Here is a 22,462-nt window from a genome sequence, read left to right as displayed (position 1 = left end):
CCAGCCCCGCGCGATCTTCAATCGGTCCGGAACGTCCGGCCAGCGTCGCTGCCCTTGAGGTCGGCCAGCACGGTTTCGCCGGCGAACGCGGTCTGCCCTTCGGCGACCAGCGGCTTGGTGCCCTCGGGCAGATAGACGTCGAGCCGCGAGCCGAACCGGATCAGGCCGAATCGCTCGCCGGCAACCAGAGGCTGCCCCTCGCGAACGAACGACACGATCCGCCGGGCGACCAGCCCGGCAATCTGGATCACGCCGATCTGGCCGTGTTCGGTGGAGAGCACCATCGAATTGCGCTCGTTGTCTTCGCTCGCCTTGTCCAGTTCGGCGTTCACGAACTTGCCCGGCGAATACACGATCCGTTCGATCCGGCCGGCCACCGGGCTGCGGTTCACGTGGCAGTTGAACACGCTCATGAAGATCGAGACCCGCGGCAACGGCTTGGCGCCGAGACCCAGCTCCGGCGGCGGGATGATATCGACCACCATCGACACCCGGCCGTCGGCCGGCGATACCACCAACCCGTCGCGGACCGGGGTCGTGCGCGGCGGATCGCGGAAGAAATAGGCGCACCAGATCGTCAGCACGGTGCCGATCCAGCCGAGCGGCGACCAGATCCAGAACAGAATGAGGGTCGCCAGCGCGAAGCCGCCGACGAACGGATAGCCCTCCCGGTGAATCGGCGGGATCTGGGCGCGGACGGAATTGACGATGGACATCGGAGGTCCCCTAACTTCGAAAGCCTTTTGGCGGGCGCTGCAACACGATTACTCCGCCGCGGCAGAACTTGCCAGATCATCGTCGGGCTTGGTCCGCCGGCCGGACGAATCCGGAGGAAGGTCCTCCGTCTCCTGTTGACGAATCGGCGGCTGTTCATCGCCGATCAGTGCCAGCCGTTCGCGCGCTTCCTCGGCCTCACGCTGCCTGTTCCACATGCTGGCGTACAGTCCGCCCGCGGCGAGCAATTGCGTGTGGGTGCCGCGTTCGGCGATCCGGCCCTGGTCGAGCACAATGATCTCGTCGGCGCTGACGATGGTCGACAGACGGTGCGCGATCACCAGCGAGGTGCGGTTTTGTGCCACACGCTCCAGCTCGCCCTGAATTTCGTGCTCGGTATGACTGTCGAGCGCCGAGGTCGCCTCGTCCAGCACCAGAATCGGCGGCGCTTTGAGAACGGTTCGCGCGATCGCCACACGTTGCTTCTCGCCACCGGACAATTTCAGGCCGCGCTCGCCGACCTCGGTGTCGTAACCTTTCGGCGACGCCTTGATGAAGGCATCGATCTGCGCGGTCTTGGCAGCCTCCTCCACCTCGGCGTCGGTGGCGTCCCAGCGGCCATAGCGGATGTTGTAGCGGATGGTGTCGTTGAACAGCACGGTGTCCTGCGGCACCATGCCGATCGCGGAGCGCAGCGAGGTCTGGGTGACGTCGCGGATGTCCTGACCGTCGATCGTAATCCGGCCGCCAGAGACGTCGTACAGCCGGAACAGCAGCCGCGAGATCGTCGACTTGCCGGCCCCCGAGGGTCCGACGATCGCCACGGTCTTGCCGGCCGGGACTTCGAAATTGAGGCCCTTCAGGATCGGCCGCGACGGATCGTAGGCGAACCGCACGTCCTCGAACCGAACGGTGCCGGCTTCGACCGCGAGCGGCTTGGCTCCGGCCCGATCCTCGACCTCGGGCTTGCGCGACAGCACCGCGAACATCTTCTCGATATCGATGATCGCCTGCTTGATCTCGCGATACACCATGCCCATGAAGTTCAGCGGCTGATAGAGCTGAAGCATCATCGCGTTGATCATCACGAAGTCGCCGACCGTGTTGGTGCCGTTCCGCACTCCGGAAGCGCACATCAGCATCGTCGCCGTCAGCCCGAAGGTGAAGATCACCGCCTGCCCCGCATTGAGAACCGCGAGGGACGTGTAGGTCGAAACGCTGGCGTCTTCGTAGTGCCGCATCGACTTGTCGTAGCGCTTAGCCTCGCGCTCCTCGGCGCCGAAATACTTCACCGTCTCGTAGTTGAGCAGCGAGTCGATCGCCTTCTGGTTGGCGTCGCTGTCGGAATCGTTCATGCGGCGGCGGATGCCGATCCGCCACTCGGTCGCCTTGTAGGTGTACAGCATGTAGAACACCACGGTGACCATCACGGTCGCGACGTAGCGCCAGTCGAACTGCCACAGCAGCACGGCCATCACCAGCGACAGCTCGATGATCGTCGGCACCAGTTGCAGGATCACCATCCTGACGATCACTTCGATGCCGAGCCGGCCGCGCTCCAGTACCCGCGTCAGCCCGCCGGTCTTGCGCTCGAGGTGAAACCGCAGCGACAGATCGTGCATGTGCACGAAGGTGCGATAGGCGAGTTTGCGGACCGCGTGCATCGCCACCTTGGCGAACACGCCGTCGCGCCATTGCGTCAGCACCACCATCAGCGCCCGCACCAGGCCGTAGCTCGCGGTCAGCGCCAGCGGCGACGCGATCAGCCACAGCGTCCAGTTCGACGGCTCGATCGGCGCGGTATCGGCGCCGGTCAGCGCGTCGATCGCCCATTTGAACGTGAACGGCACCACCAGCGTCGCCGCCTTGGCGACGATCAGCAGCACGATCGACCACACCACCCGCATCTTCAGGTCCGAGCGGTCGCCGGGCCAGATATACGGCCACAAATGCAGCAGCGTGCCGCCGAGCGTCGCCTTCTGCGCCGTCGCGTCTTCCGGAATCGCGACAGGAGAGCCGCTGCTCGAATGCGAGTGGGGGTGAGCCATCAACAAGTGCCTGAGAAAAGTCCGAGGGCCGAATCCGGACTGGCGACCAAAGTGGTCCGCCGAGTCCGCCTGTCATATAGTGTTTCGTCTTCGCCGTGCACCCTGAAGCGGCGATTCTTTACGACATAACAGACTGTTGCAGGGACATGGCGGCGCCCCGTCTTGACGCTGTCATCGCACGGTGCCACATCCGCCCCATGAGCGAGATCAAGACCGTCTGCGTCTATTGCGGCTCCGGGCCCGGCAGCAATCCCCGTTTTCTCGAAGCCGCCACCGCATTCGGCAAGGAACTCGCCGACCATGGCGTCGGGCTGGTTTACGGCGGTGGCGCAATCGGGCTGATGGGCGCGGTGGCCACTTCGGTGCTCGATCACGGAGGATCGGTCACCGGCATCATCCCCGGTTTCCTCAGCGCCAAGGAGATCGCGCTCGACCGCGTCTCCGAGCTGATCGTCACCGAGGACATGCACGAGCGCAAGCGGCTGATGTTCGAGCGCTCCGACGCCTTCGTGGCGCTCCCAGGCGGTATCGGCACGCTGGAAGAACTGGTCGAGCAGATGACATGGCAGCAGCTCGGCCGCCACACCAAGCCGATCCTGATCGCCGACATCGACGGCTTCTGGCAGCCGCTGCTGGAGTTGCTGGCGCACATGCGCGCCACCGCTTTCATCCGACCGTCGCTCTCGGTCGAAATTTTGAAAGCCAACGAGGTGGCAGAGATTCTGCCGATGCTGCGAGCCGCAGCGGCGCCCACGCCTGCGCGCGCGATGCCGCGTGAGATCGCCGAGAGGCTGTAGGCCGCAAGCGCCCTGCTGCTGTCGAGCTGCCGCTCACCATATCGGCTCGGGTACCAGTCTACTCGTAACGAGATACCTCACACCTTTCCGACAAACCGTTGAGATCTAAGGAGTCGGCCCGAGTTGAGGCGAGGCGGCGACGCGCCTAGCGTCGCACCGCAACAAACCTTGAATCGAGTCTGACATGTCCCATCCCCGCGGCGGCACCGCCAAGACCCTGGCTTTTCTCGCCGCCTCGGCGCTGATCGTGATCGGAGGTGCGGCGCTGTGGATGATCCAGCCGCCCGCCATCGACGCCAGGCTCGAGGCGGTCGCGGTCAAGGCCGATCCCGATCTGATCAAGCGCGGCGAATACATCGCGCAGGCCGGCGACTGCGTCGCCTGTCACACCGCCCCCGGCGGCACGCCGATGGCGGGCGGCCTCAAGCTCGACACGCCGTTCGGCAGCCTGTGGTCGACCAACATCACGCCCGATCGCGACACCGGCATCGGCAACTGGTCGTTCGGCGAGTTCGACCGCGCGATGCGCAAGGGCGTCGCCGCGGACGGGCACAATCTGTATCCGGCGATGCCGTATCCGTCCTACGCCAAGATCAGCAGCGACGACATGGTGGCGCTGTGGGCGTACCTGACCCAGGGCCTCGCGCCGGTGGCACAGGCCAATCGCGCGCCGGAAATGAGCTTCCCGTTCAACATGCGGATCGGGCTGGCGTTCTGGAATGTCGCCTTCCTCGACGCGTCGCCGTTCAAGCCCGAGCCGAACCAGGATGCGGTGTGGAATCGCGGCGCGTATCTGGTCCAGAGCCTCGGTCATTGCGGCGCCTGCCACACCCCGCGCGGCATCGCCTTCCAGGAGAAGGCGATGAGCGACGCCGGACCGAACGGGCGCGATTATCTCGCCGGCGCCAAGGTCGAACATTGGAATGCGCTGAACCTGCGCGGGCTGTGGACCGTGCCTGACACCGTTCAGATGCTGAAGACCGGTCAGAACCGCTTCGCCACTGCGGCCGGCGGCATGACCGACGTGATCCGGCATTCGACCCAGCACATGACCGATCAGGATCTCACCGCGATCGCCACCTATCTGAAGGCGCTGCCGACCGACCGGCCGGCGCCGGCGGTCGCCGTGGCCGAAGTGCCGGCCTCCACCTACACCACACCCGGCGGACTCGGTTACACGCAATTCTGCGCCGATTGCCATCGCGGCGACGGCGCCGGGGTTCCCGGCGTGTTTCCGCCGCTCGCCGGCAACCCGACGATCGCGGCGAATGATCCGGCGACGCTGGTACACATCACCCTCACCGGCTGGAAGACGACTCCGACCGCGGCGTATCCGCGGGTGTGGACGATGCCGTCCTTCGCCCGCCTCGCCGATCGCGAGATCGCCGACATCCTGAGCTTCGTGCGCGCAAGCTGGGGCGGCGGCGCCGGCGCCGTCACCGTCGCGGAGATCGCAGCCGCGCGAGCCGCGCTCGATCCCAAGATCGACACCTCGCGGTTCGAGACGCCGCGGATCGCCGATATCCTGTCGCAGCCGAACGCCGAGCAGTTGGTGCGCGGGATGCGGCTCAACGCCGAGACCCACACGCTGCTGCCCAACCATGTCGGCAACGATCTGAATTGCAGCTCGTGCCATCTCAACGCCGGCACCGTCGCCGACGGCAGTCCGTATGTCGGCGTCGCGGCGTTCTTCCCGAGCTATGCGCCGCGTGCCGGCCGGGTCATCACGCTGGAGGACCGCATCAACGGCTGCTTCCTGCGCTCGATGAACGGCAAGCCGCTGCCGGTCGACGGTCCCGACATGAAGGCGATGGTGGCGTATTTCGACTGGATGCAGGGCTCGACCAAGCCGCAAGACAAGGTGCCGGGCCGCGGCGTCGGCAAGGTGGATCAGTCGCTGGTGCCAAATCTCGACAACGGCAAGGAGATCTACGTCGCCCGCTGCGCGGTGTGTCACGGCAACGATGGCGAAGGGCTGAAGGACGCAGCCGGCCGCGTGGTGTATCCGCCGCTGTGGGGACCGCGCTCGTTCAATATCGGCGCCGGCATGGCCCGGACCTACACGGCGGCCGCCTTCGTCAAGCGCAACATGCCGATCGCCAGCCACGACAAATTCCCGCTCGGCCAGGGTGAGCTGACCGACCAGGAAGCGATCGACGTCGCCGCCTATTTCAGCCAGATGGACCGGCCCGACTTCGCCGGCAAGGTCAAGGACTGGCCGAAGGATCCGAAGCCGAAGGACGCGCGCTACTGATCGCCGCGACCGCTACGCGTCCCGTCATCGTGCCCCGAGCATCGGCCCAGGGTCGAAGATCTTGCCGGGATTGAGAATGCCCTTGGGGTCGAGAGCTTGCTTCAGCGTGCGCATCAGTGCGATCTCGTTGGCGCTGCGGCTGACATAGAGATACGGCTTCTTTTCCAGGCCAATGCCGTGCTCGGCCGAGACCGAGCCGTTACAGGCGGCGAGCGGCCGGTACACCAATGCTTCGACCTTCGGCCGCAGCGCGAGATACTCCATCGGCTTGACCTGTACGACGACGTGCAGATTGCCGTCGCCGAGATGACCGAAGATCCACAGCCGGTGATCTCCGATCTCGCTGTCCAGCGTCTCGCGTAAGGTGTCGGCATAGCCTTCCATCGCGGCGATCGGCAGCGAGACGTCGAACACGATCGGCATGCCGCCCTGCAGCACTTGACCGACATCGTCGCGGAGCGCCCAGAACGAGCGGCAATCCTCTTCCGATTGCGCGATCGCAGCGTCGGCGATCAGCCCGGATTCCAGCGCCGCCTCCATTGCCGCGGTGAAGCGCTGGCCGTCCAGTTCCTGATCGGAGCCTTGGCTTTCGACCAGCACGTAGTAGGCGTGGTCCTGCCCGATCGGCGGCTGCCCCTTGGCGGGCGGGCTGGTGACCAGCCGGTAGAACGACTGCCACATCACCTCGAACGCCGACAGCGTGCCGCCGAGGGCGCGGTCGCAGTGCTTCAGGAACTTCGCCACCGCATCGAAGCTGTCGAGGCCGACGAACGCCATGTTGGTGGCGAGCGGCTTTTCGCGCAGCCGCAGCACCAGCCGCGTGATCACGCCGAGCGTACCTTCCGAGCCGATGAACAACTGCTTCAGATCGTAGCCGGCGTTGTTCTTGATCAGATGGTTGAGCGACGACAGCACGGTGCCGTCGGAGAGCACCACTTCGAGGCCGAGGATCATCTCGCGTGTCATGCCGTAGCGGATCACACGGTTGCCGCCGGCATTGGTGGCGGCATTGCCGCCGAGCGTGGCGGTGCCACGCGAGCCGAGATCGAGCGGAAACGCCAGATCGTGTTTGTCGACCTCGTCCTGCAGCGCCTGCAGCGGCACGCCGGCCTGCACCACGGCGGTGCGCTGCTTCGGATCGATCTCCTCGATCGTCCGCATCCGCTCCAGCGACAGAATCACTTCGCTGGGCTCGGCATCGGCGCCGTGAACGAGGCCGGTCAGGCCGCCATGGGTGACGACGTGAACGCCATTGGCGTGGCACCAGCGCAGGATCTCCGACACCTGCTGCGTCGAGGTCGGCCGCACCAGCGCCGCGGCTTTCAGCGTATCGAACCGATAGGTGCCGGCGGAGCGCTTCGACAGCTCGGCGGCCTCGAGCACGCCGCCGTCGCCGACGATGGTCCGGAGTGTGCCGACGATATCCTGGGTCATCGGCCGCTCCCTCAGATCAAGGCTTCGATCAGCCGCGGACCGCGCTGGCTCATCGCCGAAGCGTATTGCGCGGAGAATTCCTCGGCGGTGGTGGCGCGGCTGGCTTCGACGCCGAGACCTTCGGCGATCTTCATCCAGTTCATTTCCGGATTGTGCAGATCGAGCATCGACAGCGCATTGGCGCCGGCGCCGGAGGCACCGACCCGCTGCAGCTCGATGTTGAGGATCGCGTAGGAGCGATTGGCGTAGATCACCACGGTGACATCGAGCTTTTCGCGCGCCATCGTCCACAGCGCCTGCATGGTGTAGGCGGCGCCGCCGTCGCCGTGCGGACACACCACCTTGCGATCCGGCGCCGCGATCGCCGCGCCGATCGCCAGCGGCAGCCCCTGCCCGATCGAGCCGCCGGTCAGCGGCAGATGGGTGTGCGGCCGCGCCTTCGGCAGGATCATCTGGAACGGCAGGCCGGAGGTGTTGGCCTCCTCGGCGTAGATCGCGTGGTCGGGCGTCAGATGCGCGATCGCCTGCGCGACGCCGAGCGAATTGAGCTTGCCCTTCGGCAGATCGGGCAATACCAGCTGAGTCCGAGCGGCCGGCTCGGCCGGCGCGCCCACCGCGGCAGCGAGATCCTTCACCGCCTGCGCGCCATCCTCATGCGGCTGCGCCAGATAATCGATCAGGCAACCTTCCGGCGCGCCCCAGCTCGGCTTGCCCGGATAGGCGAAGAACGACACCGGTGGCTTGGCGCCGACCAGGATCAGTTGCTCGACGTCTTTGAGGAACGCAGTGATCTGCTCCGAGAAATACGGGATGCGCTCGAGTGGGACGCGGCCGGCACCGAGTTCGGTCTGCGGCGCGAAGGTGTCGCACAGCAGCCGGACCCCGGTCTTGGCTGCGACCCGTCCGGCCGCCTCCAGCGCATCGCCGAGCAGCGCCGATCCGCGCAGCAGCAGCGCAGACTTCTTGCCGTTCGACAGCAGCTTGGCGATTGCCTCGACGGTGTCGGCCGCAACCTTGGACGGACCGATCTCCGGCAGCTTGTGCGCTGCGCGCGCCGCCGGATTCCAGGCGACGTCCGCCGGCATGATCAGCGTGGCGATGCCGCCCGGCGCCGCGCAAGCCGCCTGCACCGCGCGCGCGGTATCGCTCGCCACCGCCCCGGCGCTCTTGGATTCATGGATCCAGCTCGACACCGGCCGCGCGAAGCCGGCGATGTCGGAGGTCAGCGGCGCGTCGTATTGCAGGTGATAGGCGGCGTGGTCTCCGACGATGTTGACGATCGGCGTCGCGGCGCGGCGGGCGTTGTGCAGATTGGCAAGGCCGTTGGCGAGGCCGGGGCCGAGATGCAGCAGGTTCACCGCCGGCTTGCCGGCGATCCGGCCGTAGCCGTCGGCGGCGCCGGTGACCACGCCTTCGAACAGGCACAGTACCGGCCGCATCCCGCTGACCGAATCCAGCGCCGCGACGAAGTGCATTTCCGAGGTGCCTGGATTGGCGAAACACACCTCGACGCCGCAATTTACCAGCGTCCGCACCACCGACTGTGCGCCGTTCATTCCCTCACCCACCACGCGTCTTCCCCCTGCGGCCGGCGTCGACTGCGCCGGGCTATGATCTGTTTGGGGGATATGTTGTCAGTGGGATGCGGAGATGACAACCGCCAGGACAAAATTGTGTCGGCGGTCATGACCGGAAGCGGAGCCGACGAAGCAATTCAGAGCCCTGGCACTGGGCCTTGGATTGCTTCGCCTTCGGCTCGCAATGACGGGGAAAGGTACCTAATTCCCAGTCGACGTTATTCAGGCGGACAGCACCGCTTCGGCATCACACCGGCGCGTTCGACTGCACCAGCTTGTAGACGACCGAATCCATCAGCGCCTGGAACGACGCGTCGATGATGTTCGGCGACACGCCGATCGTGGTCCAGCGCCGGCCGTCCTCGTCCTCGCTCTCGATCAGCACCCGAGTCACGGCCTCGGTGCCGCCATTGAGGATACGGACGCGGTAGTCGACCAGCTTCAGGCCCTCGATGTACTTTTGGTACTTGCCGAGATCCTTGCGCAGCGCGACGTCGAGCGCGTTGACCGGGCCGTTGCCTTCGGCGGCCGAGATCAGCGTCTCGCCGTCGACCTCGACCTTGATCACCGCCATCGCCACGGTGACGCGCTGGCCGTGCGAGTTGTAGCGCTGCTCGACATTGACGTCGAACTTATCGACCCGAAAGAACTCCGGCACGGTGCCGAGCGTGCTGCGCGCCAGCAGGTCGAACGAGGCGTTGGCGGACTCGTAGGCGTAGCCGGCCGCCTCTCGTTCCTTCAGCTTCTCGACCAGCCGGGACAGCCGAGGATCGTCGCGGTCGAACTGGATATTGGTGCGCGCCAGCTCGGCCAGCACGTTCGACTTGCCGGCCTGATCCGACACCAGCACCTTGCGATGATTGCCGACCGACTCCGGCGGCACGTGCTCATAGGTCTGCGGATCCTTCAGCACCGCCGAGGCGTGGATGCCGGTCTTGGTGACGAAGGCGCTGCCGCCGACATAAGGCGCGTGCGGATTGGGGGCGCGGTCGAGGATGTTGTCGAGCGCGCGCGACACCTGCACCAGGCTCGCCAGCTTGTCGTCCGAGACGCCGATCTCGAACTTGTCGGCGAATTCCTTTTTCAGCTTCAGCGTCGGGATCATCGAAACCAGATTGGCGTTGCCGCAGCGCTCGCCGAGGCCGTTAAGCGTGCCCTGGATCTGCCGCGCGCCGGCCCGCACCGCGGCGAACGAATTCGCCACCGCCTGCTCGGTGTCGTTATGGGCGTGGATGCCGACATGCGCGCCGGGGATGTGCTTGACCACTTCGCCGACGATCGCCTCGACCTCGTCCGGCATGGTGCCGCCATTGGTGTCGCACAGCACCACCCAGCGGGCCCCGGACTCATACGCCGCCTTGGCGCATTGCAGCGCGAACTCCGGATTGGCCTTGTAGCCGTCGAAGAAATGCTCGCAATCGACCAGCACCTCGCGGCCTTTTTCCTTGGCCAGCGAAACGCTGTCGCGGATCGAGGCGATGTTCTCCTCGTTGGTGGTCTCCAGCGCGACCCGGACCTGATACTCCGACGACTTGGCGACGAAGCAGATCGCATCCGCCTTCGCATCCAGCAGCATCGCGATGCCGGGATCGTTCGAGGCCGAACGGCCGGGCCGGCGCGTCATACCGAACGCCGCGAAGGTGGCGCGCTCGAGGTTCTGATCCTGGCCGAAAAACTCGGTATCGAGCGGATTGGCACCGGGATAGCCGCCTTCGACATAGTCGATGCCGAGATCGTCGAGCAGCGAGGCGATCAGCTTCTTGTCGTGCAAGGTGAAGTCGACGCCGTTGGTCTGGGCGCCATCGCGCAGCGTGGTGTCGTACAGATAGAGACGTTCGCGGCTCATGAGGAGGCTCCGGGCGCGGCGGAATCCGCCAGCGATTTGGTCATCGTGGTATTGGCGAGCCATTCGCCATTGATCGAGACGGTGTTGCGCTGCTTGGCGACGTAGCCACGCTTGGCGAAGAATTCGGCGGCATTGTCGCTGGCGTCGACGGTGAGGATCAGCGTGCCGCGTGCGCCGGCGAGCTTTTCCAGCGCATCGATCAGCGTCGCGCCGACACCGCGGCCGACGTAGTCGGGATGCACGAACAGCATGTCGATATGGTCGGCTCCCTTCAGCGAAGCGAAGCCGACCGGCACACCCTGCAGCGTCGCGATCAGCGTGAGCTGGCCGGCGAGACGCGCCGCGAATTTCGCATCGTCGTCGGCCGCCGAGGCCCAGGCTTCCTGCTGCTCCTCGCTGTAATCGTCCGCGGTGAGCTGCTCGACCGCCGCCACGAAGATCGCAGCAGCGACCGCGGCATCCTCGGGCAGATACGGCCGCAGCGCCGGTCTTGCGCTGGTGCTCATCACCAGAACCCGTACAGCTTGAGCACCAGCGCCGTGGCGCCGCCGAGCAGCACGATCTTCAGCGCGATGTAGTACAGCCAGTGCTTCGGAAACGGCGTATCAGGCCGCCCGGTCGGCTTCTGCTCGGTCATCGCGCGATCTCCGTTGATAGTCTTGCTGCGACTGCAGTCACGCTCGTCATTCCGGGATGCGCTGCGCCAGCAGCGCAGACCCGGAATCCCGAGGTTGTGGCGACGAGATTCCGGGTTCGCCCGCTGCGCGGGCGCCCCGGAATGACGTTGAGAGGTGTGTGCCTCACCGCGCCATCTCCCACGTCGTCACCGGCTTGCCGTTCTCGTCCTTGCCGTCCTTCAGCACCACGCCCATCGCGGCGAGTTCGTCGCGGATGCGGTCGGACTCTTTCCAGTCCTTGTTGGCGCGGGCGACGGTGCGGGCTTCGATCAGCGCTCTGGCATTGACACCAATGTCGATGCTTTGGCGAAACACCCTGCCGATACCCAGTAATTGTAGTGCACCGAGCAACTCTTGCGCCCGACCGGCACGGCGCAGCGCGTGCAGTTCGGCGATCATCTTCGGCGTATTGAGATCGTCGGTCAGCGCGGCGATCACTTCGTCGCAACGTGCGGGCGTCGCATCCTTGGTGAACTCCGACCAGTCGAGGATCGCCTTCTCCGCCTCGTGCAGCGCATCGACGGTCCAGTCGATCGGCTGCCGATAATGCGTCTTCAGCATTGCGAGCCGCAGCGTCGCGCCATCCCACGACCGTCCGCCGAACTTCTCCGTCGCCAGCAGCTCCCTGATCGTGATGAAGTTGCCGAGGCTCTTCGACATCTTCTCGCCTTCGACCTGCAGGAAGCCGTTGTGCATCCAGGTTTGCGCCATCCGCTCGGTGTGGAAGGCGCAGCAGCTTTGCGCCACTTCGTTCTCGTGGTGCGGGAAGACCAGATCGATGCCACCGCCATGGATGTCGAAGGTCTCGCCGAGGTGCTTCCACGACATCGCCGAGCACTCGATGTGCCAGCCGGGGCGGCCCGGCATGGCGATGCCGGCCGGCGACGGCCACGACGGCTCGCCGGGCTTCGACGGCTTCCACAGCACGAAGTCGGTGGCGTCGCGCTTGTACGGCGCGACATCGACGCGGGCGCCGGCGATCATCTCGTCGAGCGAGCGGTTGGCGAGCGATCCGTAGCGCGGCAGCACGCCGTTGGCGGCGTTCATCGCGCTCGGAGAGAACAGCACATGGTCCTGCTCGACGTAAGCGAAGCCGCCGGCGACCAGCTTTTCGATGATGCTGCGCATCTCGCCGATATGCTCGGTGGCGCGCGGCTCGACGGTCGGCCGCAGGCAGCCGAGCGCATCGACGTCGTCGTGGAATTGCCGTTCGGTCTGCTCGGTGACCTTGCGGATCGCCTCGTTCAGCGGCAGGCCGGGATAGTCGCGCGCGGCGCGGTCGTTGATCTTGTCGTCGACGTCGGTGATGTTGCGGACGTATTTGACATGCGCCTCGCCGTAGAGATGGCGCAGCAGCCGGAACAGCACGTCGAACACGATCACCGGCCGGGCGTTGCCGATATGGGCGAAGTCGTAGACCGTCGGGCCGCAGACATACATCCGCACATTGGCCGGATCGAGCGGCACGAAGGGGCGCTTCTCCTTCGTCAGCGTGTCGTAAAGGCGCAATTCCATGGATACCCGTCCCCTGCGGCCGGGCGTCCAGTGCTCTCGATAGGAGAAAAGACGGCCTCAGCCAGCGTGTCAGCTAGCTAATAATCTCGCAGCGAGTGCAAATGGCGAGGAAACCGTTCATCGCCGCACCATGGCGACCGGCCTTAAATCCGTCAAGTCCGTCGATCGCCGGAGGACGTTGTTCTTTCCGGCCTGTTGTTCTTGCCGGCCATCAATTCGGCGCCCGCACCCCGCACCGATGGTCGTGCCCCGCTTTCCGGGGGGTCATCGCCGCCGCCCCGCTCCCGAGAACCGCCCGCTCCGGCCGATCTTGGCCGTGATCGGCGTCCGGCCCACGATACCGCCACCATGGTTAACGTTTTTTAACCCTTTTCAGGGTACGGACGGGGGTCATCCTCTCGTTCCTGGTGCTGCACCATGCAACTGATACCTGCCTTCCTTGCCGGCGCGGCGCTGCTTGCGACGTCGGCGGCTTATGCCGACAGCCGGGTGTTCATCGTCGCCAACCAGCCGGACGGCTACGGCATCGACCTGTGCCTCGCCCGCAGCGAAAAATGCGGCGCCCCGGCGGCGGCGGCGTATTGCCAGTCCCGTGAATTCGCCCAGGCGGTCGCCTATCGCCGGGTCGACCCGGACGAAATCACCGGCGCAGTGCCGAAAACGAACGGCTCGGCCTGCGCCCAGGGCGTCTGCAACGAATACGTCGCAATCACCTGCCAGCGCTGACCCAGCGGTCCAGGACGGGGCCGCGGGTTCGCCACAGAGACGCCCCGGAAACGACGTGACCCTGCCGAAAGAAGCGGATAAGAATTGCGCGTCGCCGCGGGGTTCAACGGACACGTTTCGCGGCCTATCGCGCGGATTTGTCGAGTGATTCGGCGGATCGCCGACGTCACCTCCGTTCGGATTCCTGAATGCCCGACATGTTCGACTCCGCGACCCGCCTCCGCTTGCTCGCCGGCACCGTCGCACTGGCCGTCGTGACCCTGGGGTCTGCGGCGGTTGCCCAGCAAGGCTATCCGTCGCAAGGCTACAATTCACCGGGCTATCAGCAGAACCCGCAGGGCGGCCAGATCAACCCGCTCTGTCCGCGGCTGGAAGCACAGCTCGCCTCGATCGACCGCGGCAGCATGGATCCGGCCCGCTCCGACCAGATCCGGCGCTTCGAAGACGCCGCCGCCCGCCAGCAGGCCGAACTCGACCGCGTCGGCATGCAGGCCAAGCGGATGGGCTGCGAAAGCTCCGGATTCTTCTCGCTGTTCAGCGGCCAGTCGGCGCAATGCGGTCCGGTCAACAACCAGATCCAACAGATGCGCGGCAATCTCGACCAGATCAACTCGTCGCTGGAGCGACTGCGCAGCGGCGGCCCCGGCGGCAACGATCGCGAAAGCCAGCGCCGCTCGGTGATCCAGGCGCTGGCGCAGAACAATTGTGGCCCGCAATATGCCGCGGCCGCGCAGCAGAGTGGCGGCCTGTTCAACAATCTGTTCCAGGGCGGCAGCAGCGCAGCACCGGGCATGCCGGGCACGGACTACGGCAGCACCGAGGGCGGCACGTTCCGCACCGTCTGCGTCCGCACCTGCGACGGCTATTATTTCCCGATCTCGTTCGCCACGGTGCCGAGCCGGTTCGGCGACGACGAGAGAACCTGCAAGAGCCTGTGCCCCGCCTCCGAGGCGTCGCTGTACGCGTATCGCAACCCCGGCCAGGACATGAATCAGGCGGTCTCGATCAACGGCCAGCCCTACACCTCGCTGCCGAACGCGTTCCGCTATCGCCAGGAATTTAATCCGTCCTGTAGCTGCAAGCAGGCGAACCAGACCTGGGCCGACGCGATGAAGGGCGTCGACGACCGCTCGGCCGCCGAGCACGGCGACATCATCGTCACCGAAGAGAGCGCCAAGAAGCTGTCGGCGCCGCCGGCGCAGCGCACCTCGGCCAAGGGCGGCAAGGCCGCGCCCGCGACCGCGTCCAATCAGCCTGACCCCAGCGCGCCCGCGACCGATCCGAGCAAGATCCGCACCGTCGGCCCGAAGTTCTACCAAACCCCGCCGACCGCGCAGTAAGCGGCGACCTGCGCCGCCAAATAGCCCATCGGAGCTATAGCCCGCCCCGACCGTCCTCCCCTAGCCTTTCGCATCGCGTTACGGCTCGGGAGGACAGATGCGGATCATCGTGGTGGGCGGCGGCATCGCCGGCATGGGCGCGGCGGATCGGCTGCGCGAAGCCGGCCACGACATCGTCCTCATCGAACAGGACGCCGAGGCCGGCGGACGCTGCCGCTCGGTGCAATGGCACGGCGTCTGGGCCGTCACCGGCGCGTTCGCCTTCCTCGGCGCCGAGACCAATCTGATCGATCTTGCCCGCAAGCTCGGCATCTACCAGCCGGATGCGATCGCCGATCTCACCGCCGCTCATCGCTGGAACGTGCTGGTCGAGCGCAGCCGCACCGTCGGCTTCGGCGCCTTCGACCTGATCGGCGCCGCGAAGCATCCGGCGATTCCGCTGCTCGAAAAAGCCAAGCTGCTGGCGACGCTGCCGAAGTTGGCGCAGGTGGCGGTGGCCGGCGATCCGCACGACATCACCACCGCCGCGGCGCTCGACGACGTCAACGCCTGCGAATACTTCCGACGGTTCTCGCCGACCTTCGTCGATTACTTCCTGGAGCCCTGCGTGGCAATGTTCTGCGGCTACGGCGCGGACGACTACTCGCTCGCCTGGACGGCGTGGAGCACCGCCGGAAGGCTGTCCTGGTCCGGCGACCAGATCTGGAGCTTCAAGGAACGCGGCGCCGGGCGGATCACCTTCGAGCTCGGCCGCAGCCTCGCCGCCGACCCCAGGGTCGAGGTCCGGCTCGGCTGCCGCGCCGCAGAAGTCAGACATCACCAACACGGCGTCGAGGTCGACATCGTCGCCCAAGGCCGCGCCGAAACTGTCCGCGGCGACGCGGTGGTGATGGCGGTGCCCGGCAACAAGGTGGCGGCGCTGATGCCGGCGCTGGACGCCGAGCGGCGCGCGTTCTTCGACGCGATCGACTATGCGGGCCATCACATCGTGTACTACCTGCTCGACCGCCCCAAGGGCGATCTGCTCGACACCTACGTGCTGCCCGCCGCCGACGGCTTCCGCCGCACCGGCAATCTGCGCTTCACCGACATGGGCAACGGCACCACGTTTGCGCATTCGCAGTGGAAGGATTGGGGCTGCCGCCAGCACGCCGGCGCCGGCACCGCCGAGCTGCTGACGATCGCCTGGGCCGACGTGGTCGACGCTCTGCCGCAACTCGCCGATACGCGGGTGATTGACAGCTTCATCTCCCAGCAGCCCGACGCGATCTGCAAGCGGCCGAAGGGCTACATCGGCAAGCTCCGCCGCTTCCGCGATCTCGGGCCGCTGCCGCGGGTGGCGTTCTGCGGCGACTATCTCACCAACAGCACGGTCGGACAGGCGCATTGGTCGGGATTGACGGCCGCACAAGAGCTGATGGCGCGGATCTGAGCGAACCTGCGCAGCGCGCGTCGTTCAGCGTGGCTCACCGGACCGCGCATTCCACAGCGCGCTCAGTTCGGTGCGGTTTTGCACGCCAGCCTTTTGCAGCACCGCGCGCATCTGGTTCTTGATCGTCCACGGGCTGGTGGCGAGCAGCCGGGCGATCGATTTGTTGGAATGGCCGGCCGCTGCCAGCGCCGCGACGTCGCGCTCGCGCGGCGTCAACGCACGCAGCGGATCGTTGCCGGCACAGAGCGGCACCGTCGCCGCGCCGCGCGCGATGACGCCATGATACGCCATCTCCAATAACGGCAGCAGCGCCAGCGCCAGCCCGCGGTCACGCTCGTCGAAATCGCCGTGCCCGGCGTCGCGCACCAGACTGAGCGCGCCGACGATGCGATCCTGCTCGCGCAGCGCCAGCGTCAGCACGAAACCGGCGCCGCTGCCCGCCAACAGCGGCTCGCGCGGCGCACCGCGCAACGCCGCCGGCAGCAGTTCCGACAGCCGCGCGACACCCTTGTCCGCCGCCTCCCGATCGAGCCAGCCCCGGATCGGATCGCGCGCCCTCACCTCGGCGCAATAGTGCGCCTGGCACCACGCCGGCCAGTTGACGAAGTACATGTCGCCCGGCCGCCCGCACCGCCGATCGGCCAGCACCGCACGCGACGCCCCGAACACCGGCCGCAGCGACAACATAGCCGCCTCGGCGAACGCCGCCGGCGTAGCGCGGTGAAGCAGATCGGGGGCGATGGCGGTCGGGACAGGAATCGTCATGCGCGGCTCGCTGGGATCGGAAGGCGTGGCGGTCCGATCGCGGGGCGACGGCGCCTTCTGGTGGCGATACGCCTATCAAATCGGCTGCCGGCCAACGGGGCAAGCCAGCTCTCGAAGACCGCCAGCCAGCCCCCTTCCCCAACGCTCCTCGCGAAGATATATATCATGATATATATCAGAGACCCGGAGGCGACCATGACGTCCCGAACCGCCAAGATTTTCACGACCGGCCGCAGCCAGGCCGTCAGGCTCCCCGCGGAGTTTCGCTTCGAAGGCAGCGAGGTTTTCGTGCGCCGCGACCAGAAGACGGGTGATGTCATCCTGTCCCGCAAGCCGGACTCCTGGGACGGTCTGCTGGAGCTCCACAAGACAACAGCAGTGCCTGACGACTTCATGGGGCCGCCCGACCGCACCCAGCCGCCGCAGGATCGCGATCCGTTCGAAGGCTGGACCGAATGAGCGGCTGGATGCTGGATACCAATGTCGCCAGCCATGTCATCAGAGGCGATAAGCGCGAGATCATCGAGCGACTGGTCGCGCTGCCCATCTCGGACGTCGTGATCTCGTCGATCACCGAAGCCGAACTCCTCTACGGCCTCGCTAAGCGAGGCTATCCCACTGCGCTGTCCGAACGGGTTCGCGAATTCCTGCTCCGAGTCGACGTCCTGCCCTGGGATCACGAGGTGACCAAGACCTACGCCGAGCTACGCGCCGCCTGCGAAGCCAAAGGCGTCACGCTCTCTCCTCTCGACATGATGATCGCAGCTCATGCTGCCGCGACAGACGCGAAGCTAGTGACGCGAGACAAGGCTTTCAGCCGCGTGCCTTCGCCCTTACGGATCGAGGATTGGGCGGAGATGAATTGAATATCTAGCTGTCCAGCCGACGTGGAATAAATTCTGGGACTGGCGGCGGCGACCAAGCCTTCGGATTCCGTTTCATTCAGACCACGGCGCTACATACTCTAAAGACAATTTAGCTACTTGAAATGTTGAAACTCGGAGCCGCCATGCTCGACAAGCCTGAACTTGAAAGGCGCGCCAAGCTCATCGTAACTGAGTGCGATGGGATTCAACCCATCTTCATCGCGTTTTACATTGAAGCCATTTACTACGCAGCCGAGCGAGCCGAAGTTGCCTTTGCAAACTTTGCCGAAGGCGCAAATTTGGCGCAATCCGCGTCAGCCACCGTAGCGAGCGCACAAGAAGCATTAGGCCATGCGGCCGCTCTTTCGCGGTTTTTCTTCCCTGTCGAGAAAAAGGCGCTTCCAAGAGCGAGAGGCGCTCGACTGCGGCAACTCTTCGCAGTTAGCAACAACTCGCCGCTACAGAATCGCGAGCTTCGCAACGCCATAGAACACTTCGACGAGCGGCTGGACGAATATCTGCTAGGCGATATTGCCGGCAACATCCTTCCTAGCCCAATGGTCGAAGACTCCGACTTTGCTGACGAAACTCTTGGTCACGTCTTTCGATTGGTCGACCCGAAAACAAAGACATTCGTCCTTCTCGGAAAGAAATATCCATTCGGTCCTATGCACGATGAAATCACTCGTATTGCAGAACTCTCCCGGGCAATGCGATGACCTATTCGTCCATTAACAAGACAATCAACCCTCGAACGCCTCGCTCGACGCCCGCCCAGCCTTCGTCACCAGCGTCTCGTCCGGTGCCGGCAGCGCTTCGGCCTTGTCGCGAAAACGGTTAGTGATCGGGTAGCGGCGGTCGCGGCCGAAGTTCTTGCGGGTGACCTTGACGCCCGGCGCCGCTTGGCGCCGCTTGTACTCCGCGATGTTCAGGAGGCGGTCGATCCGGACGACGGTGTCCTTGTCGAAGCCTTCGGCGACGATGCTGGCGAGCGGCTCTTCGCGTTCGACCAGCCGCTGCAGGATGGCGTCGAGCACGTCGTAGGGCGGCAGCGAATCCTGGTCGGTCTGGTTTTCGCGCAGCTCCGCAGTCGGCGGGCGGATGATGATGCTCTCGGGGATCACCTCGCCGTCCGGGCCGAGCGCGTCGTCCGGCTTCCAGCGGTTGCGCAAGGACGACAGCCGGAACACCTGGGTCTTGTAGATGTCCTTGATCGGGTTGAAGCCGCCGTTCATGTCGCCGTACAGCGTGGCGTAGCCGACGCTCATCTCCGACTTGTTGCCGGTGGTCACCACCATGGCGCCGGTCTTGTTGGAGATCGCCATCAACAGCGTGCCGCGGGTGCGCGCCTGCAGGTTCTCCTCGGTGATGTCGCGCGCGAGGCCTGCGAACGGCTTCGCCAGGATCGCCTCGAAGCCTTCGACAGCTTTCGCGATCGGCAACACCTCGTAGCCGAAGCCGAGCGCGCCCGCGAGACGGCCGGCGTCGTCGAGCGAGACTTGCGCGGTGTAGCGGAACGGCAGCATCACGCCGCGGACCTTGCCCGCGCCGAGCGCGTCGACCGCGATCGCCGCGCACAGCGCCGAGTCGATGCCGCCGGAAATACCGAGCAGCACGCCGGGAAAGCCGTTCTTGCGGACATAGTCGCGCAGGCCCAGCACGCAGGCTGCGTAGTCGGCCTCGTCGCCTTCGAGCACCGGTGCCACCGGTCCGTCGCAGCGCCAGCCCGCCGCGCCCCTCACGAAGCTCAGCGTAGTGATGCTCTCGACGAAACCGGGCAACTGAGCGGCCAGCGTGCGATCGGCGTTGAGCACGAAGGACGCGCCGTCGAACACCAGTTCGTCCTGGCCACCGACCTGATTGAGATACACCAGCGGCAGATCGCTCTCGGTGACGCGCGCCACCGACACCGACATCCGCAGGTCGGTCTTGCCGCCTGCGTAAGGCGAGCCGTTCGGCACGATCAGGATCTCGGCGCCGGTCTCGGCCAGACACTCGACGACGTTCTCGTACTCGTCGGATTCCTCCAGCCAGGTGTCCTCGCAGATCGGCACTCCGATCCGGACGCCGCGGATCGTCATCGGACCCGCGACGGGGCCGCGGGAAAACACCCGCTTCTCGTCGAACACGCCGTAGTTCGGCAAATTGACCTTGAACCGGAGCGCGGCGATGCGGCCGCCGTCGAGCAGCGCGCAGGCATTATAGAGCTTACCGCCATCGACCCAGGGCGAGCCGATCAGCATCGCCGGTCCGCCATCGGCAGTCTCGCGCGCCAGTTCCTCGATGGCGGCGCGGCAGGCGGCCTGGAACGCCGGCTTCAGCACCAGATCTTCGGGCGGGTAGCCGGCGATGAACAGTTCCGGATAGACGACAAGATCGGCACCGTCGGCGGCGGCCTGCCGGCGCGCGGCGCGCGCCTTGTCGGCATTTCCGGCGATATCGCCGACCGTCGGGTTGAGCTGGGCGAGCGAAATCGTCAGGCGGGCGGGATTTTCGGTCATCGTCGAGATGTAGCCGCAGCCCGCAGCCTCCGCAATCGGCGCCGCGTCAGAGCAGCCCCAGCCGCTCGGCGAGCGCGAACAGCCAGAACAGACCGGCGATGGCCAGCGCAACGCCGACGGCCGCCGAGCCCATGTCCTTGACCCGGCCGATCTGCGGGTCGTGTTCGGTGGTGAGCCGGTCGGCGAGCTTCTCGATCGCGGTGTTGAGCAGTTCGACCACGATCACCAGCGCGACCACCGCGACCAGTTCGACGCGCCGCGCCGCGGTGGTGCCGATCAGCCAGGCAGCCGGCACGGCGAGCACCAGCGCGACCAGCTCCTCGCGGATCGCAGCCTCGGAGCGGATCGCGAATTTCAGTCCGCGCCACGAATTGATGGTCGCCCGCCAGAACCTCAGCACGGGTTCACGCCTCTGGTTTAGGTCGTTACGCCCACGCCAGCCGCGGGCAGCGTCTCTCAGGGAAGCTCTGACATGCGAATGGCCGGGACGAGCCCGGCCATTCGCGTAGCGGATCGTGATCGCGGGCCGGTCAGAGACCAGCCGCCGCCTGCAGCGGGCTGGCCTTGCCGGCGCGTCCCTGCTTGAGCAGATCCGCGATCAGGAACGCCATGTCGATCGACTGTTCGGCGTTGAGCCGCGGATCGCAGGCGGTGTGATAGCGGTTGTTGAGGTCTTCGTCGGTGATCGCGCGGGCGCCGCCGAGGCACTCGGTGACGTTCTGACCGGTCATCTCCAGATGCACACCGCCGGCATGCGTCCCCTCCGCGGCGTGGACCGCGAAGAACGACCGAACTTCCGACAGGATGCGGTCGAACGGCCGGGTCTTGTAGCCGGAGTTCGACGTGATGGTGTTGCCGTGCATCGGATCGCACGACCAGACCACGGTGCGGCCCTCGCGCTTCACGGCGCGGACCATCGCCGGGAGGTGCTCGCCGATCTTCTCATGGCCGAAACGGCCGATCAGCGTCAGCCGGCCCGGCTCGTTGTCGGGATTGAGGATGTCGATCAGCTTGAGCAGCTCGTCGGTCTTCAGCGACGGACCGCACTTCAGGCCGATCGGATTCTTGATGCCGCGGAAATACTCGACATGGGCGTGGTCGAGCTGGCGGGTGCGATCGCCGATCCACAGCATGTGGCCGGAGGTCGCGTACCAGTCGCCGGTGGTGGAGTCGACGCGGGTCATCGCCTGCTCGTAGCCGAGCAGCAGCGCCTCGTGGCTGGTGTAGAAGTCGGTGGTGCCGAGCGAGGAATCGACCGCGAATGTGAGACCGCAGGCGCGCATGAAATCGAGCGCGCCGGAGACGCGATCGGCCAGATCCGCATAGGCCTTCGACTGCGGACTGTCGCTGACCGACTGCAGCATCCAGCTATGCACGTTCTCGACGCTGGCGTAGCCGCCCTTGGCGAAGGCGCGCAGCAGGTTCAGCGTCGCGGCCGACTGCCGGTACGCTTCGATCTGCCGGCGCGGATCGGGCACCCGGGCTTCCTCGGTGAAGGCGACGTCGTTGATGATGTCGCCGCGATAGCTCGGCAGCTCGACGCCGTCGCGCTTCTCGACCGGGGCCGAGCGCGGCTTGGCGAACTGGCCGGCGATCCGGCCGACCTTCACCACCGGCGAAGCGCCCGCATAGGTCAGCACGATCGCCATCTGCAGGAAGACGCGGAACAGGTCGCGGATGTTGTTGGCGCCGTGCTCGGCGAAGCTCTCGGCGCAGTCGCCACCCTGGAGCAGGAAAGCATCGCCGGCCGCCACGGTGGCCAGCGCCTTCTTCAGGTTGCGCGCTTCGCCCGCAAACACCAGCGGCGGAAAGCTCGCGAGCTGCGCCTCGACATCCGCCAGCGCCTTCGCGTCGGGATATTGCGGCATCTGCTGCACCGGCTTGGCGCGCCAGCTATCGGGTGTCCAGCGTTCGGACATAGGCCACTCCTGAAGAAACAAGCCGCTAGTTAAAAACGGGTCGCGGCGGGC

The 22,462-nt window shown here is 66.0% G+C and carries 19 protein-coding genes and 1 pseudogene; 8 read left to right on the top strand and 12 right to left on the bottom strand.

Features of this window, described 5'->3' with window-relative positions; all coding sequences use genetic code 11:
- Positions 1-17: 17 nt before the first annotated feature.
- Both FLL57_RS06010 and FLL57_RS06005 read right to left on the bottom strand, forming a co-directional pair.
- Positions 18-719, bottom strand: a pseudogene (locus FLL57_RS06010) (phosphatidylserine decarboxylase); the annotation flags it as partial.
- 45 nt (positions 720-764) lie between these two features.
- Positions 765-2,762, bottom strand: a complete 1,998-nt coding sequence (locus tag FLL57_RS06005; RefSeq protein ID WP_047308500.1) for an ABCB family ABC transporter ATP-binding protein/permease — start codon at positions 2,760-2,762, stop codon at positions 765-767.
- 197 nt (positions 2,763-2,959) lie between these two features.
- On the opposite strand from FLL57_RS06005, the gene FLL57_RS06000 reads away from it, so the two are divergent.
- Positions 2,960-3,559: a TIGR00730 family Rossman fold protein gene (locus FLL57_RS06000; RefSeq protein WP_013503189.1), complete on the top strand. Its 600-nt coding sequence runs from the start codon at positions 2,960-2,962 to the stop codon at positions 3,557-3,559.
- Positions 3,560-3,743: 184 nt separating this feature from the next.
- On the top strand, positions 3,744-5,813 hold the full coding sequence (locus tag FLL57_RS05995) for a c-type cytochrome (protein WP_142882394.1): 2,070 nt from the start codon (positions 3,744-3,746) through the stop codon (positions 5,811-5,813).
- 24 nt (positions 5,814-5,837) lie between these two features.
- Here the strand turns inward: FLL57_RS05995 and FLL57_RS05990 are convergent, their stop codons facing one another.
- The 6 genes from FLL57_RS05990 to cysS form a co-directional block, all read right to left on the bottom strand.
- Positions 5,838-7,247, bottom strand: coding sequence for an FAD-binding oxidoreductase (locus FLL57_RS05990; RefSeq protein WP_142882393.1), 1,410 nt, complete (start codon positions 7,245-7,247; stop codon positions 5,838-5,840).
- A gap of 11 nt (positions 7,248-7,258) precedes the next feature.
- Positions 7,259-8,803: an acetolactate synthase large subunit gene (locus FLL57_RS05985; RefSeq protein ID WP_142882392.1), complete on the bottom strand. Its 1,545-nt coding sequence runs from the start codon at positions 8,801-8,803 to the stop codon at positions 7,259-7,261.
- A 268-nt stretch (positions 8,804-9,071) separates the two neighbouring features.
- The gene (cimA, locus tag FLL57_RS05980) at positions 9,072-10,670 is read right to left on the bottom strand and encodes a citramalate synthase (protein ID WP_047308496.1); all 1,599 of its coding nucleotides are present in this window, start codon (positions 10,668-10,670) and stop codon (positions 9,072-9,074) included.
- Positions 10,667-11,176 (bottom strand): GNAT family N-acetyltransferase, encoded by a 510-nt coding sequence (locus FLL57_RS05975; protein WP_013503194.1) that lies wholly within the window; start codon positions 11,174-11,176, stop codon positions 10,667-10,669. The genes cimA and FLL57_RS05975 overlap by 4 nt, the downstream gene beginning before the upstream one ends.
- Positions 11,176-11,307 carry a hypothetical protein gene (locus FLL57_RS23595; RefSeq protein ID WP_013503195.1) on the bottom strand — a complete coding sequence of 44 codons (132 nt, stop codon included), beginning with the start codon at positions 11,305-11,307 and terminating at the stop codon, positions 11,176-11,178. The genes FLL57_RS05975 and FLL57_RS23595 overlap by 1 nt, the downstream gene beginning before the upstream one ends.
- Before the next feature lie 163 nt (positions 11,308-11,470).
- Positions 11,471-12,862, bottom strand: coding sequence for a cysteine--tRNA ligase (gene cysS, locus FLL57_RS05970; RefSeq protein WP_142882391.1), 1,392 nt, complete (start codon positions 12,860-12,862; stop codon positions 11,471-11,473).
- Between the two features lie 417 nt (positions 12,863-13,279).
- Between cysS and FLL57_RS05965 the strand changes: the two genes are divergently transcribed.
- The 3 genes from FLL57_RS05965 to FLL57_RS05955 all read left to right on the top strand — a co-directional run bounded on the left by FLL57_RS05965 (position 13,280) and on the right by FLL57_RS05955 (position 16,360).
- The gene (locus FLL57_RS05965; RefSeq protein WP_142882390.1) at positions 13,280-13,588 is read left to right on the top strand and encodes a hypothetical protein; all 309 of its coding nucleotides are present in this window, start codon (positions 13,280-13,282) and stop codon (positions 13,586-13,588) included.
- A gap of 188 nt (positions 13,589-13,776) precedes the next feature.
- Positions 13,777-14,928 carry a DUF2865 domain-containing protein gene (locus tag FLL57_RS05960; RefSeq protein WP_013503198.1) on the top strand — a complete coding sequence of 384 codons (1,152 nt, stop codon included), beginning with the start codon at positions 13,777-13,779 and terminating at the stop codon, positions 14,926-14,928.
- Between the two features lie 97 nt (positions 14,929-15,025).
- Positions 15,026-16,360: an FAD-dependent oxidoreductase gene (locus FLL57_RS05955; RefSeq protein ID WP_013503199.1), complete on the top strand. Its 1,335-nt coding sequence runs from the start codon at positions 15,026-15,028 to the stop codon at positions 16,358-16,360.
- 24 nt (positions 16,361-16,384) lie between these two features.
- Here FLL57_RS05955 and FLL57_RS05950 read toward each other — a convergent pair whose 3' ends face one another.
- Positions 16,385-17,125, bottom strand: coding sequence for a helix-turn-helix transcriptional regulator (locus FLL57_RS05950; protein WP_041807408.1), 741 nt, complete (start codon positions 17,123-17,125; stop codon positions 16,385-16,387).
- A gap of 195 nt (positions 17,126-17,320) precedes the next feature.
- On the opposite strand from FLL57_RS05950, the gene FLL57_RS05945 reads away from it, so the two are divergent.
- The 3 genes from FLL57_RS05945 to FLL57_RS05935 all read left to right on the top strand — a co-directional run bounded on the left by FLL57_RS05945 (position 17,321) and on the right by FLL57_RS05935 (position 18,710).
- On the top strand, positions 17,321-17,584 hold the full coding sequence (locus tag FLL57_RS05945) for an antitoxin (RefSeq protein WP_041807975.1): 264 nt from the start codon (positions 17,321-17,323) through the stop codon (positions 17,582-17,584).
- Positions 17,581-17,991 (top strand): type II toxin-antitoxin system VapC family toxin, encoded by a 411-nt coding sequence (locus FLL57_RS05940; protein ID WP_142882389.1) that lies wholly within the window; start codon positions 17,581-17,583, stop codon positions 17,989-17,991. The genes FLL57_RS05945 and FLL57_RS05940 overlap by 4 nt, the downstream gene beginning before the upstream one ends.
- Before the next feature lie 143 nt (positions 17,992-18,134).
- On the top strand, positions 18,135-18,710 hold the full coding sequence (locus FLL57_RS05935; RefSeq protein WP_142882388.1) for a hypothetical protein: 576 nt from the start codon (positions 18,135-18,137) through the stop codon (positions 18,708-18,710).
- A gap of 24 nt (positions 18,711-18,734) precedes the next feature.
- Here FLL57_RS05935 and FLL57_RS05930 read toward each other — a convergent pair whose 3' ends face one another.
- From FLL57_RS05930 to FLL57_RS05920, 3 genes are all read right to left on the bottom strand, one after another.
- The gene (locus FLL57_RS05930; RefSeq protein ID WP_142882387.1) at positions 18,735-20,492 is read right to left on the bottom strand and encodes an NAD+ synthase; all 1,758 of its coding nucleotides are present in this window, start codon (positions 20,490-20,492) and stop codon (positions 18,735-18,737) included.
- Positions 20,493-20,538: 46 nt separating this feature from the next.
- The gene (locus FLL57_RS05925) at positions 20,539-20,892 is read right to left on the bottom strand and encodes a diacylglycerol kinase (protein WP_142882386.1); all 354 of its coding nucleotides are present in this window, start codon (positions 20,890-20,892) and stop codon (positions 20,539-20,541) included.
- Positions 20,893-21,022: 130 nt separating this feature from the next.
- The gene (locus FLL57_RS05920; RefSeq protein WP_011157539.1) at positions 21,023-22,411 is read right to left on the bottom strand and encodes a class II 3-deoxy-7-phosphoheptulonate synthase; all 1,389 of its coding nucleotides are present in this window, start codon (positions 22,409-22,411) and stop codon (positions 21,023-21,025) included.
- Positions 22,412-22,462: the final 51 nt, after the last annotated feature.

This window comes from Rhodopseudomonas palustris (assembly GCF_007005445.1).
In the GTDB taxonomy this organism is placed as follows: Bacteria; Pseudomonadota; Alphaproteobacteria; order Rhizobiales; family Xanthobacteraceae; genus Rhodopseudomonas; species Rhodopseudomonas palustris_G.
The sequence above is the reverse complement of the archived record's forward strand: the minus strand, read 5'-3'. Positions and strand labels throughout refer to the sequence as shown.